Origin of the sequence: Bacillus sp. S14(2024) (assembly GCF_050473785.1) — a bacterium.
Lineage (GTDB): Bacteria > Bacillota > Bacilli > Bacillales > Bacillaceae_G > Bacillus_A > Bacillus_A yunxiaonensis.
In genome coordinates, this window is sequence record NZ_JBFLUP010000006.1 from 2509790 (window position 1) to 2522696 (window position 12907).

Below are 12907 nucleotides of genomic sequence, written 5' to 3' on the forward strand. Positions count from 1 at the left end.
TCTATCGCAATTTTCTTGGCTCACCACTGCGGTTCCAAACCGATGGTAACATTCCGTAGTTGTTCATCTAATCGAAAATGTGACAGGTTAAGTTGTAGTTGATCATGCTGCAAGTGAGACAAGCGAAGTAGGTTTCTTGCTAGACGTGATAATCGATCACTTTCCTGTTCAATAATATTCAAATATCGTAAACGATTTTCCTCACTCATTTTCTTTTGTTTTAACGCTTTTGAAAATCCAGAGATTGAAGTTAACGGTGATTGGATTTCATGTGATACATTGGACACAAATTCTTGACGCATTTGATCAAGTTTGCCGAGTTCTTTAGCCATTTCATTAAAGCTCGCACTTAATGCGCCAATCTCATCTTTTCGTTTCGTCGGAAGCACAATAGTAAAATTTCCTTGTGCCATTTTCCTCGTTACTTCTGTCAACCTTACGAGAGGGCTGACGACATATCGAGCAGCTATAATAATCAAAAGGCTGCCAAAAAACAAAATGATGACGTACATGATATGAATTACATTCATAAACTGGTCTTCAAACTGATTCCTCTCAATTGTTAAAAATATTGCATAATGTTCCCCATTTTCTTGAAATGGTACGCCAACAATCGGAACATGCGTTATAAACCCTTTAAAATTGTCTGTAATTTCCCCAGCAAGAACCGCATCGATATATTTTTTTCAACTTTCAAATTTTCGTCCTTGAGAAGTGGTACACTATCATTTTTATATAATTGAAGGCGTGTGCCAGCAGTCCCCGAATATGCCTTCATAAAAGACAGCAAATTGTTCGATCCAGTAGCTTGGTAGATTTCAATCATCCTTTTACCATTATTGACAAGAATTTTCCGTATCTCTTCCTGAGAACGGTCATGATATAAAATATTCGTTCCAATATAAGCGACAAGTAAACTAAACATAACAGTGCTGACATAAATAACCACTATTCGTGTATAGAGCGATTTAATCCCGATACACCTCCAAGCGATATCCGAGCCCCCGGATTGTTACTATTTTGAATTCCTGCTCATACTCGGCAAATCGCTCCCTAAGTCGTTTGATATGGACATCAACTGTCCGTTCATCCCCTTCGTAATCAATGCCCCAAATCTGCTCAATGAGATGATCACGTGTAAATAACTGATTAGGATAACTGCCCAGTTTATAAAGGAGTTCAAATTCTTTCATTCGCATTGTAATTCTTTTACCATCTTTATAAATCACCTGGTAGGTTTTACGATCTAGTTCAATGTCTCCAAGCTTTATTACATTTGAAGCTGCAATACGATAGCGTTTGAGCAGTGCCTTCACGCGCAAGACTAGCTCAATTGGATCAAAAGCCTTAACTAAATAATCGTCTGTTCCAAGCCTAAAACCTTTTATTTTGTCCTCTGATTCACCTTTTGAGGTAATCATCAAAATAGGAGTATCAGCTAGTTCACGAAGTTCCTTACATAATGACCATCCATCCAGCTTTGGCATCATGATGTCAAGAATCACAAGATCAACCTGATGGTTCTCAGCATATTCCAATGCATCTGCTCCGTTCGACTTTTCAACAATATCAAAACCTTCACCATCAAGGTACAAACGAATGAGCTCACGAATATGATCTTCATCATCAACGACCATTATTTTAGTCAATTCTTATTTTCCCCCTTAGAAGTGATATAACCTACTATTCTATAAATTTTCAGAAGACACATTTAACGTATTTAGACATAGCCTAACTGATTTGTAAGAACTACCAATTGTTCGTATGGTGTATACGTTCCATATCTGACATCTTCACTTGCTTATAGGATTTCGCAGGATTTTGTATATATTGTCCATGTATATCTTGTACGTATACCATTTTTCCTGTAAATCCTGTCACAAATCCTACTTGTCCAAATACCTTTACTTTATCACCTAAATAGATTCCATCTATATGTGATGTATTTTTCTTGTTCCGTTTTGCACTTGTATTCTTTGTTTTCCTTCCTTTTCTTGCGGTTGCTTCATACAGGGAACGTTTTTTCTTTCTAAATTGCTTGATGCAAAATTCACCACTTTGATCATATTCTTGTAACCGTTTTGGATTTGTAATCGCAATGGCGTCGTGTACATGTGTTTTAGATAAACGTAACTCTTTTCGTATCGGCTTTGTGTAACTGCCATACGTAATCTCACAATCTAAACGATTCATGATTTGTAAACGCAATATATTCATAAAGCCTGTTTCTTTATATTGTTTTGTTTTTTTATTTCCTTAACGCTGTAAATGCTACAAATCTGTTTCCTTAATGAACAACCTATATACGTTTCATTGCATCAATAATCTTACATATTCCCTCTTCAATCATTACTTCCTTTACATTTGATACATTTAATTTCAATATTCTTTCTTTTGGAAACGAAGATAAATAATTTTTATCAATCGAATCTAGCAATACTTTATTTTTTATTAACTGTCGAAGAAGTGGTTCAACTATAACTCTCTTATCTAAAGTAATATGTGTATGAACACATGGTAATTTCGCATCATGGTATTGAAATAACTGTTTGTTCGTAATACTCCATTCTTTCAAAGAAGCGGCTAACCTCTTGGATCTTTCATAATAGGAAGCGCGAATTTTTTGTTTATGCCGATCAAACATTCCGCTCTTTATATACACTTCTAAAGCTGCTTGTGAAATCATTGAGCTATCGATATCTAATAATTTTTTATATGTTAAGAAATTTCCCGTAAGACAATTAGGTATAACTGCAACACCAACTCGTAATCCTGGAAAAATAATTTTAGAGTAACTTTTCAAATAAATAACATGAGAGGAGTCATCGTAACTATACATTGGATCCGCTTTAGCGTCCCTCTCTAAATCTGCTAAATAATCATCTTCTACAATAAATACATCATATTTCTTCGCTAAACGGACAATAGCTTCCTTGTCTTTCTTAGAATACGATGTACCTAACGGATTATGAAACCTCGGCATTGTATAAAAAAATTTAATATCTTCTGTTTGAAATATAAGTTCTAATTCGTTTAAATTTATCCCTTCGGCTGTTCGTTCTATTCCCATAACAGGGATGTTGTGCGTTTCTAAATACTCGATAAATAAATGATAACTTGGCTGTTCAATTAAAATCGTTTTCTTTTTATTCGGAAACGGAATAGAAATTAACAAAGACAGCGCTTGCTGCACGCCAGATGTAATAAAAATATTCTCTTCATTTGTAAACACTTGATAATTCGTTAATTGCCTTTGAACAACCCGAATTAACGATGACAATCCTTTCGGAGTCCCGTATATAAATAAGTCATTTTTATATGTATCAATTGCTTTATTAATACAATGCTGAAAATCTAAATATGGAAAAACATCTGGGTCAGGTGCAGATGTTGCAAAATCTATTACACTACTATCATTTACATAGCCTTCGTTTGTTTTTTTCACAACATAGTATCCGCTTTTCAAAACGGAGTATATCATATGCCTTTTTTCTAACTCCTGAAGTGCACGAATAATTGTACTTTTCGTGCATTGATAATGCGTACTTAAGGATCGAATAGAAGGTAATTTGTCTCCCTCTTTTAATTCCCCATTTTGGATTAAGCGTTCTAAATCATTGAAAACGTTTAAATATTTATACACGTTTACACCCCTATATATTTTCTGTACCGGTACAGATGACATTTATTTGTATTGTAGCACCCGCAATAAACCATTACCATTTACGTATACTGGCCAGTAAGAAAATTCATTATATGAGGTGTGAATATGACACAAACAAAAAAAGCATACGCCGCAGCTATTCTTTATACATTCATAATTGGTTTTTCATTTATGTTTGTAAAGTTAACTTTTACAGTCACAGGACCACTTGATACGTTAGCTCATCGATTTACCATTTCTTTTCTTGTCGCATCAATTCCAGTAATATTCGGTTTTGTTAAATTAAATATCACATTTAAAAGCATGCTTTCTATTTTACCAGTAGCAATCCTATACCCAGCTTTATTCTTTACTTTTCAAGCATTTGGATTAGTGTATACATCATCTTCTGAAGCTGGCATTATTCAAGCTACCATTCCTATCTTTACATTGGTATGTGCCTCTTACTTTTTAAAAGAACGAACAACAATTTGGCAAAAAATTTCGCTTCTTTTATCTGTATCTGGTGTCATCTACATTTTTGCTATGAAAGGATTTGGTTCTCATTCTACTAGTTTTATCGGAGTTATACTCATTCTCTTATCAGCATTATCGTCAGCTGGTTATAACGTTCTAGCACGAAAGATGACAAAACAATTTCGATTAATTGATGTAACATATATGATGACTACAATTGGGTTTGTTTGCTTTAATACACTGTCCATCGGAAATCATATTGCTGCGGGAACGATGAATCAATATTTTCAGCCCTTTACAAGTCCATTATTCCTAGTTTCAATTTTATATTTAGGAATTCTTTCTTCATTGTTAACAGCATTCCTATCAAATTACGCTTTGTCCATTATGGAAGCATCAAAAATGAGTGTATTTAGCAATGTATCAACTTTAATTACGATGTTCGCTGGCGTAATTTTCTTACAAGAAGATCTTGCATACTACCATATCATCGGCGCAGTCATGATTATTCTCGGTGTATTAGGTACAAACTTTTTAGATGAAAAATTCATGTTAGCAAAGCAGAAAAATGTTAGTATGTAAAACAAAAATCCTGTTTTGAATATCATCAAAACAGGATTTTAACTACCTTATTAATAAAAATAAATTTCAAAAAAATTATAACGTTACAATAATTACTTAATTATGGATTTCAATAAAGTAGAATGTAGGGAGGGGACTTTAAAATCTTAACTAGATGTGTGTACAGCAGTCCCTCTAAAATAATAAAAGAGAAAGCAAACGTCATTTTAGTGTATTCTATATTGTCCAGCTAGTTTTTCTTCGCCCATTCGTACTAAGCGTTTTGTAATTTCTCCCCCAACTGTTCCGTTTGCGCGTGCTGTTGTATTTGGACCGAGTGTGATCCCGAATTCACGTGCAATTTCATATTTCATTTGCTCAATCGCGCTCCTTGCGCTTGTGATAAGAATTTCATTGGTACGATTATGTTCTTGAATATTCATCTTTAGCACCTCCATTTTATTGGTAAATAATGTGCTCATATTCTAGATAAATATGCATATCCATAAAAAAAATATAAAACCTGCACTTTATGTAAATTTGTATTTTTTAAAACTAATTAACCAGATTTTTTGGAGGGAGATTTTGATAAAGAATCCATGAATTGTTTTTTAGTAAAATGATAAGTTCGGTGAGTGTAATAAACTTTCGCAGTAGCAAGATTATCACAAAGAGAACACTTAATTTGATACGAAGCTTTGCTAACATGGGGAGTTTCTAGCAATAGTAATGTTTCTTTCATGTGTGTAGTACAAACCCACATAATTTCACCTCTTCATTAATATTTTTCATTTTACAACCACTCTTACATTATGCTTTATAAGCTAAAAAACTTCTTAACTAATAGAATTTAGCTTTTCACAACCTCTTCAAGTTGCCAATACAGATTATCTCATTCGAACATTATTCACTACTATTTAGACCGTTCTTCCAGCCAGTCACCAATCGTTGGATAAGTTATTTTTGAAGCTTTACTTCCAAAAGCAATAGACGTATGCCCAACAGGTAAATTTATATATTGTTTATCTTTACTCGATATGCGATTCATCAATGCTTCTACTTGATGTGGTTGAGCAATAATATCGATTTCACCTGATAAATTGAGCACATTAGCAGTGATTGCTTCAAGTTTAACCTGACGCCCACGAATAACCAACTCCCCTTTAATCAGTTTGTTTTTTTGATAAAAATCGCTAATCCATTGACGATAGGATTCACCTGGAAATGGAATGCCGTCGTTTAACCATTTTTGCAAAAGTTTAAAGCTCTTTACGAATCTTTCATCTTCAGCACGATCGAAAAGACTAACATATGGCCCATAAAAATTTGCCATCGGTTTGAGTAATTTGTTTCCAATGTCAATCATTTCAGGTGGAATATTACCGAGCGTTTGGACCACTTTATCAATATCAAAATACCGCTCATCTAGCATAGCGCCGTATAGACCTGTTTCTTCAAAATCAAAAGGAGTTGTCATAAAAACAATATTGCGAATTGGTAATTCAGGGTGAAGCGCCGTAAATATTGATGTTATCGTACCGCCCATGCAGTAACCAAGCATGGACACTTCATCAGTATTAGATTTTCGCAATACTTTACGAACTGCACGTGGGATGTAGTCCATTATATAATCATCTAATTTCATATTTTTATCTTCGGGACCTGGTGTCCCCCAGTCTAGGAGATAAACATCAAAGTTACGATTCACTAAATATTCTATTAAACTGCCCCCCTTTGTTAAGTCCATAATATATGGTTTATTAATCAATGCATAAATCAATAGGATTGGAATTTTATGTTTTTTCGGTTGATCAGAAAAATATCGATAAAGCTTCGTTTTATTCCTAGTCCAAATAACCTCCTTCGGTGTTGGACCTACTTCAGGCTCGGCATCCAATGTTAACACTTGAGTTGCACTTTTTACACGTCCATACATCTGTTGATACTCCTCAGTTATCATTTCGATAAACTTTTCGTATTCTTTTGTCATAAGAACACTCATAACTTCACCCCTTACATAATTAATAATCGACTTATGAATTTGTTTTTTACTGTATTTCTTATACAGTACCTTTTGTACTCACATCTTTTGGGGATTTTAATAAGGTTATAAGTTCATTCATTTTAGTATCAAGGCTTTTCATATCCTTTTTTAAATTTGCCATTTCACGTTGCAATTCCACTGAGTCTCCTTGAGTATCCTTTGTTTCTTGTATAAATTCTTCTAAATCATCCACCTTTGCATCTATATTGACAATCTGAGAAGAAATATGCGCAAGGTCATTTCGTGATGGTAGATTAACAAATTCATAATAACGTTCTGTCGTTTCATTCATCATTTTTTTGAATTGAAGATTCATCTCCAACATCTGTCCTATTCCTTGAGCAGGAAATTCTTTAGTCACTTGCTCATCAAAAAAGTTACTGTACCGGGAATAATACTCTTTCCAAATTTTATAAAAGTTAGAGTTTTCGGCCATCTTTCCTCCTCCTATTACCTGAGTAATTTATTAATTGTCATATTTTTATGAAAGGTATTCCCTTCTTAAAGAAGCGGAATGCCTCTTTAATACCTACGATTCTGTTAAAAGTTTACTAGTAATTTTTTGAATTTTCCGTTAGATTTGTAACCATCTAAAATAAATCACCCACAATACTATAGTTTGTTATTTTTTACACTTTTTGCTCGAGAAGTTTTCGAGTATAAATGGTTACCCATTTCCTTGGCAGTAGTCCCACAGATTTAGCCATGAGTTTATTTTTAAAGCCCGGGATGATTACCCTTTTATTCTTCATTAACCCTTCAAAGCCGCACTTAGCAACCATTTGCGGATCCAACATGTTCTTATTGAACACTTTCGTGCCTGCTCCGGCGAATTGTTGCGTGAGCGGTGTTTTGGTAAAGCCGGGGCATAATACGGAAACTTGAACCCCGGTTCCTTTCAATTCTTCTGCAATCGCTTCCGAAAAGGATAATACGTACGATTTGCTTGCTCCATACATCGACATCCGCGGAACTGGCTGAAAGGCTGCTAGTGAAGCCACGTTTAAGATTTTACCTTGCTTTCGTTCCACCATATCATCTGTAAAAAGTCTAGTTAAATACGTAAGCGAGATCATATTAAGCTGCAGATATTCCATTTCTTTCTGAATATCTGCTTCCGTCATGAACCCGAACCCGCCAGCCCCAGCATTATTAATTAAAATATCGATGTCAATTCCTTCGTTTTTCAATTGTTGATGCAAGCTCTCTATCGTTGTATAGCTGCTCAAATCACCAGCAAAAGTATTCACTTGCACGCCATAATCCTTTTTTAAATTCTCGGCGTGTTGTTCCAACAACGTTTCGTCTCTAGCAACTAATACCAAGTTATAACAATGGCTTGCGAAAACTTTAGCGAATTCCAAACCGATTCCTTTTGTAGCACCTGTAATCAAAACAGTTTTTGTTGGCATCCGTCTCCTCCTCATGCATTATTTATCCAGTCGAAAAAGAGAAATTGCTTTATCCACACCTTGAACGTCAGATTCAAAATCTGTTACATCCCACGCTAGGACAAGTACTTTTCTCCCTAATGCTTCAATTTCTTTCACAACTTCTTCGAAAACCTCTACACGACGTGAACAAACCACGACGTTTGCATCAGCCTCAGCCAACACTAGCGCCACCATTACACGCTCTAACGCTCTAACCCGCTACAACCCATTGCTGTCTGTCCTGTTAAATCAAACAATTGTTTAGATAACATTCTAGCTACCCTTTGTTTATTTAGAATATTCTAAAATTTATAAATATTCGTATTGTTTTTGATTATACTCATAAATTATAATTAAATAAAATTAAAGATTTTAATGTGTAAGTAAGTAATATTAATATTAAAAAAGGGGGACGGCCATGAACATTGAACAATTGCTATATATTATTGAGGTCTCAAAGCATAGTTCTCTGACTATAGCCGCACAGAATCTTCATGTGACCCAATCCACGATTAGTCAATCCATTACCAGCTTAGAAAAGGAGTTAGGAATTAAAATTCTTAATCGCTCCCGTGGACACGGTGCTGTACCAACAGATGAAGGTAGAATCATTCTAAAACTTGCCTACGAAGTACTGAAAAAAATTGAAGAAATTAAAGAGACAGCCAACTCATTTAATTCCTTGGATGTGGGAGAACTAAGATTATCCTCTTTACCCGGATTGACGACGTTTCTGGTAAAAGCTATAGCCGCTTTTAGACAAGAATATCCACATGTGAATGTGGAGGTGTCCGAAAAAAGTGGATCTGCTGTGATTGAAGATATTCGACAGCATAAGACCGACATCGGACTAATTACATATTCAACCGATTTGAACATAAACATGGAAGGAATTGCTTTTGAAACCCTATTTGAAGGGAAACAAAAAGTATATGTTTCTAAGCATTCTCCCTTAGCGTTTCTTGGTACAATAGCTCCGCATGATATACTTGATCAAACTCTCGTTACATATAACGGTGAATTTATGCAATATTTTGTTCAAGATTTCTTTAACAAATATAAGCCCTTAAAAATCCTATTTACGTCAAATAATATGGACGGAGTTCTCCAAGCCATCATTGAAAGTTTAGCTATTACATTTGCTCCTGATTTCGTAATGAAAAATTATCCCCCTGTCATCAATGGTGATATCATTCCGATTGATTTGATAAATCATAGAACTGTAAATATTTCTTTAGGGTTGGTTCGATCAGAGAATAAACATTTATCCACTTTTGCCAACAAATATATTCATTATCTAAAATCTATAATTGTTAAGAGTTAAGAACGAAAAAAGAGAAGCATCTTCGTCACATGTGAACGTCGGGCTTCTCTTTTTTTACGAATCTATCTTTTAAAATTTGGTCACATCTACAGGCTCAATTCCTTCAGCCGCGCAGTGGTCATGGTATTTTTTCAGGAATGACTCCCAATTATCTCTGGCAATAATTTCTCCATTCTCACCTAAATAATCTAATGTTCCTTCAACAATATTCAATGTAATAACTTCTTCATCCCCTACAGCCTGAGGTGTATGTGAGGATCCAGCCGGCTCATAAACGACATCACCAGCTTTGGAGACCCAAGGATCCTCAAGATATCTCCAAGTACCTTGGACGGTATAAACAATGACCGTACCAGGATGAAAATGAGCGGGAAGTTGCATAGCCGCAGGAACTTTTAATAATGTAACCGTCTGTCCTGTCACTGGATTGGCTTTAAGCAATTTAAATTTCGCATCTCCAAAATAAGGAATCCAAGGCAAATCGTCCGGACAAATATTATTGGCATGGAATGCCGTTACCTCTTTTACACTTTTTACGTTACTCACTTATATCCCCTCTTTCATTTTTTTGAAATCCGCATATTGATAACGTTTGCAACAATAAATTAATTGAATATTGCGAATTTGTTATTTTCAGTATATTTATAATTTCCAATTAAGTAAAATTATTATTTTTAATATTTAATTAAGTATTATTAATCTACGCCATCAACTTGACGGTTACTTAGCGCCAAGTCCCCCATCAAGAGTCAATATTTGTCCTGTACAATAATCAGAAGCTGCTGAAGCAAAATAAAGAACTGCTCCCACTAAATCATTATCTCTACCTAACCTCCTTACTGGAACTTGGGAGGCGATGATTGGGCCAGCCTTGTGTACAAGTGTTCCCGGTATTTCTGGGTTATTCATTCCAGTTGTGAAAACTCCAGGAGCAATAGAATTCACATGCACTCCATGGCGTCCCCACTTAACTGCAAGATCCTTTGTTAAAGTCATAACTGCCCCCTTACTTGTCGTATATCCTACAGAATCTACAGCTTCTGGGTCAGTACCTTTAAAGCCGATTGAAGAAGAAATGTTAATAATTTTTCCATATTCGTTGTCTATCATATGTTTTCCTACAGCCTGGCACATCAAAAATGTACCTGTTACATTTGTATCGAGCATAGCTTGCCATTGTTTTAAAGGCATGTCCGTAGCGGGTGTTTCAAAAACCGTTCCGCTACTGTTAACTAAAATTTCGATTTTCCCAAAATGGGAGACCGCTTTCTCCACAGCTTGAGCGACAGATTCAGGAACTGTTACATCCAATGAAATCGCAAGCGCTTGTCTCCCTAATGCTTCGATTTCTTTCACAACTTCTTCGCAAACCTCCATACGACGTGAACAAACTACGACGTTTGCACCAGCCTCAGCCAACGCCAGTGCCATTACACGCCCTAACCCGCTACCGCCTCCCGTAACCATTGCTGTCTGTCCTGTTAAATCAAACAATTGTTTAGATGACATTATAGCTTCCTCCAATTTTTAAAAATATTCCTAATTTTTAAAATACATTATGTTATTTATTATATTTATAAGTTATAATTAAATAAAATTAAAGATTTTAATGTGTAAGTAAGTATTACTAATATTCAAAAATGGTTACAGTCATGGACATTGAACAATTACTATTAATATGGATGGAGTTCTGCAAGTGATTATTGAAAATTTAGCTATTACATTTGCTCCTAATTCTTAATGAAAAATTATCCTCCTATCATCAATGGTAATATTATTCCGTTTGATTTAGTGATTCATAAACTCTTAAATATATAGGTTGATTCAATCAGAGAATTCTTTGATTTTTTACTATCCGCGAATCTCTCGATTTTGTTATATAAACTATTTACTTCATTTTCTACTTCAATATGATCATCAGAGTAAGTCTCGGACACCCTCTCTTGACAATTCCAGCACTCACTGCGATTTCGCTCCATAATGGCTAGTTCTTCATGACAATTTACACAACGATCCATTTATGCAACCCCCTTTTTATATTTACTTATTTCTTTCCTTCATCAATCCACTCAACAATGATTTTTAAATACTCAATTGCTCCTCTGCTTTTATTATTGTGTGACTTTGCTTTGTGGGACGTACAGCGATCCAAAACAATAATCCGATAACGAACATACCCAAAGAGGTTACTTGGAACCCATAACGATATCCCATTGCTTCAGTGGCTGCATATTGGATAAAATACCCGAATACGAGTGGAGCGATAATACTTGTTGAGCTTGCAAGAGCAACGTAAGTCCCTTGTGCTTTTCCGATGTTTTTGGGAGAAAAAAAGTCCATCAATATTGCAGGTGCGAGTGAAAGAATGACATAGGCGAAACCTGGTGCAAGGGTGAAGAGCAGGATGGATATAGCAGTTGAATTTACAGTATTCGCTAGATATACACAAAGAGCGGATAGCACCATCATGAAACCAGCAAGGTTTATTCGAGCTTTACGAATATCTCCAGTTTTGCGATAAAGCCAATCTGATAGCATAGAAAATCCAATTTGGCTAATGGCAGCGAAAAGAAAAGGTAAAGATACGGCTAGTTTTAATGTTTGATCATTAAAATGTTGAATTTTCGTAAAGTATACCGGAAACCATATCGCTTGAACGGACAATAGCCAATAGGCGCAACCTCCACACAAAACGATAAAAACAAAATTTTTAGACAGAAGATGCGGAAGAAACTGACGCCAAGAAACTTTAGAGAGGGTTGATGAATGCTTCTCCTCTTGATGAAGTGAAGGCACCCCAATTTCTTCTGGACTTTCTTTACCGAAAATAACCCATAAAACGAGTACAATAAATCCAACAATCCCCATGGCTATAAAAGCAGATCTCCATCCATATCGGTCAATCAACGAGATTAATAATGGAGAAGCAATTGCAGGCCCGATTGTTGCTCCAAAGAGAACAGCACCAAAGCCTACTCCATGTCTATGTTTTGGGAACCATTTTCCTATTATTGCTGTTGATAGAGCTGGAGCTGGACCTTCGCCTGCTCCTAAGATCATTCTTGTAAACACTAGCAAAGACAGACTAGAAACAAAAGGTGTAGCAAATTGAACAGTCAACCATACCACCGACATCCAAGTTAACATTTTTTTGGTGTTTTTAGAATCAGCCATGCCGCCAAGAATAATAGAAGAAAAGGTAAAGAACCAAAAGAAGGAGCTTCCCACCAATCCCCATTGTGAAGGACTTAAATGCAATTCTTTCATTACGGAAACGGAAGCCAAACCAATAACAATTTTATCAACTTGGTTGATCATACCAGAAGCAACTAGAAATAATAATATAATCCAAGAATATTTTGGGGTATTCAATATAAAAATCTCCCCTTACTTTTTACTATTTAAGGAAAACCATTATTTGTATT

15 protein-coding genes are annotated in these 12907 nt (G+C 35.3%); 2 read left to right on the forward strand and 13 right to left on the reverse strand.

Annotated features, from left to right (window positions below; all coding sequences use genetic code 11):
* Nucleotides 1-20 precede the first annotated feature (20 nt).
* The 4 genes from AB1279_RS13020 to AB1279_RS13035 all read right to left on the reverse strand — a co-directional run bounded on the left by AB1279_RS13020 (nucleotide 21) and on the right by AB1279_RS13035 (nucleotide 3643).
* Nucleotides 21-530 (reverse strand): histidine kinase dimerization/phospho-acceptor domain-containing protein, encoded by a 510-nt coding sequence (locus tag AB1279_RS13020; protein WP_429759201.1) that lies wholly within the window; start codon nucleotides 528-530, stop codon nucleotides 21-23.
* Between the two features lie 438 nt (nucleotides 531-968).
* Nucleotides 969-1649, reverse strand: coding sequence for a response regulator transcription factor (locus AB1279_RS13025; protein WP_429759203.1), 681 nt, complete (start codon nucleotides 1647-1649; stop codon nucleotides 969-971).
* A gap of 100 nt (nucleotides 1650-1749) precedes the next feature.
* Nucleotides 1750-2217 (reverse strand): hypothetical protein, encoded by a 468-nt coding sequence (locus AB1279_RS13030; protein ID WP_429759205.1) that lies wholly within the window; start codon nucleotides 2215-2217, stop codon nucleotides 1750-1752.
* An 82-nt stretch (nucleotides 2218-2299) separates the two neighbouring features.
* The gene (locus tag AB1279_RS13035; RefSeq protein WP_429759206.1) at nucleotides 2300-3643 is read right to left on the reverse strand and encodes a PLP-dependent aminotransferase family protein; all 1344 of its coding nucleotides are present in this window, start codon (nucleotides 3641-3643) and stop codon (nucleotides 2300-2302) included.
* Nucleotides 3644-3769: 126 nt separating this feature from the next.
* On the opposite strand from AB1279_RS13035, the gene AB1279_RS13040 reads away from it, so the two are divergent.
* A complete protein-coding gene (locus AB1279_RS13040) occupies nucleotides 3770-4702 on the forward strand; it encodes a DMT family transporter (protein ID WP_429759208.1) in 933 nt (310 codons plus the stop codon).
* Between the two features lie 206 nt (nucleotides 4703-4908).
* Here the strand turns inward: AB1279_RS13040 and AB1279_RS13045 are convergent, their stop codons facing one another.
* The 5 genes from AB1279_RS13045 to AB1279_RS13065 all read right to left on the reverse strand — a co-directional run bounded on the left by AB1279_RS13045 (nucleotide 4909) and on the right by AB1279_RS13065 (nucleotide 8341).
* Nucleotides 4909-5124 carry a small, acid-soluble spore protein, alpha/beta type gene (locus tag AB1279_RS13045; RefSeq protein WP_429759209.1) on the reverse strand — a complete coding sequence of 72 codons (216 nt, stop codon included), beginning with the start codon at nucleotides 5122-5124 and terminating at the stop codon, nucleotides 4909-4911.
* 470 nt (nucleotides 5125-5594) lie between these two features.
* A complete protein-coding gene (gene phaC, locus AB1279_RS13050) occupies nucleotides 5595-6683 on the reverse strand; it encodes a class III poly(R)-hydroxyalkanoic acid synthase subunit PhaC (RefSeq protein ID WP_429759210.1) in 1089 nt (362 codons plus the stop codon).
* A 58-nt stretch (nucleotides 6684-6741) separates the two neighbouring features.
* Entirely contained in the window at nucleotides 6742-7161 is a 420-nt protein-coding gene (locus tag AB1279_RS13055) for a hypothetical protein (protein ID WP_429759212.1), read from the reverse strand.
* A gap of 193 nt (nucleotides 7162-7354) precedes the next feature.
* Nucleotides 7355-8137, reverse strand: a complete 783-nt coding sequence (locus tag AB1279_RS13060; RefSeq protein ID WP_429759213.1) for an SDR family NAD(P)-dependent oxidoreductase — start codon at nucleotides 8135-8137, stop codon at nucleotides 7355-7357.
* An 18-nt stretch (nucleotides 8138-8155) separates the two neighbouring features.
* Nucleotides 8156-8341, reverse strand: a complete 186-nt coding sequence (locus AB1279_RS13065; RefSeq protein ID WP_429759214.1) for an SDR family NAD(P)-dependent oxidoreductase — start codon at nucleotides 8339-8341, stop codon at nucleotides 8156-8158.
* A 235-nt stretch (nucleotides 8342-8576) separates the two neighbouring features.
* Here AB1279_RS13065 and AB1279_RS13070 point away from each other — a divergent pair, with 235 nt between their 5' ends.
* Entirely contained in the window at nucleotides 8577-9482 is a 906-nt protein-coding gene (locus AB1279_RS13070; protein ID WP_429759215.1) for a LysR family transcriptional regulator, read from the forward strand.
* A 69-nt stretch (nucleotides 9483-9551) separates the two neighbouring features.
* Here AB1279_RS13070 and AB1279_RS13075 read toward each other — a convergent pair whose 3' ends face one another.
* From AB1279_RS13075 to AB1279_RS13090, 4 genes are all read right to left on the reverse strand, one after another.
* Nucleotides 9552-10028: a 2,4'-dihydroxyacetophenone dioxygenase family protein gene (locus tag AB1279_RS13075; protein ID WP_429749852.1), complete on the reverse strand. Its 477-nt coding sequence runs from the start codon at nucleotides 10026-10028 to the stop codon at nucleotides 9552-9554.
* Nucleotides 10029-10202: 174 nt separating this feature from the next.
* Nucleotides 10203-10991 carry an SDR family NAD(P)-dependent oxidoreductase gene (locus AB1279_RS13080; RefSeq protein ID WP_429759217.1) on the reverse strand — a complete coding sequence of 263 codons (789 nt, stop codon included), beginning with the start codon at nucleotides 10989-10991 and terminating at the stop codon, nucleotides 10203-10205.
* Nucleotides 10992-11278: 287 nt separating this feature from the next.
* Nucleotides 11279-11500 carry a hypothetical protein gene (locus AB1279_RS13085; protein WP_429759219.1) on the reverse strand — a complete coding sequence of 74 codons (222 nt, stop codon included), beginning with the start codon at nucleotides 11498-11500 and terminating at the stop codon, nucleotides 11279-11281.
* 64 nt (nucleotides 11501-11564) lie between these two features.
* A complete protein-coding gene (locus AB1279_RS13090; RefSeq protein ID WP_429759220.1) occupies nucleotides 11565-12854 on the reverse strand; it encodes an MFS transporter in 1290 nt (429 codons plus the stop codon).
* Between the last annotated feature and the right edge of the window lie 53 nt (nucleotides 12855-12907).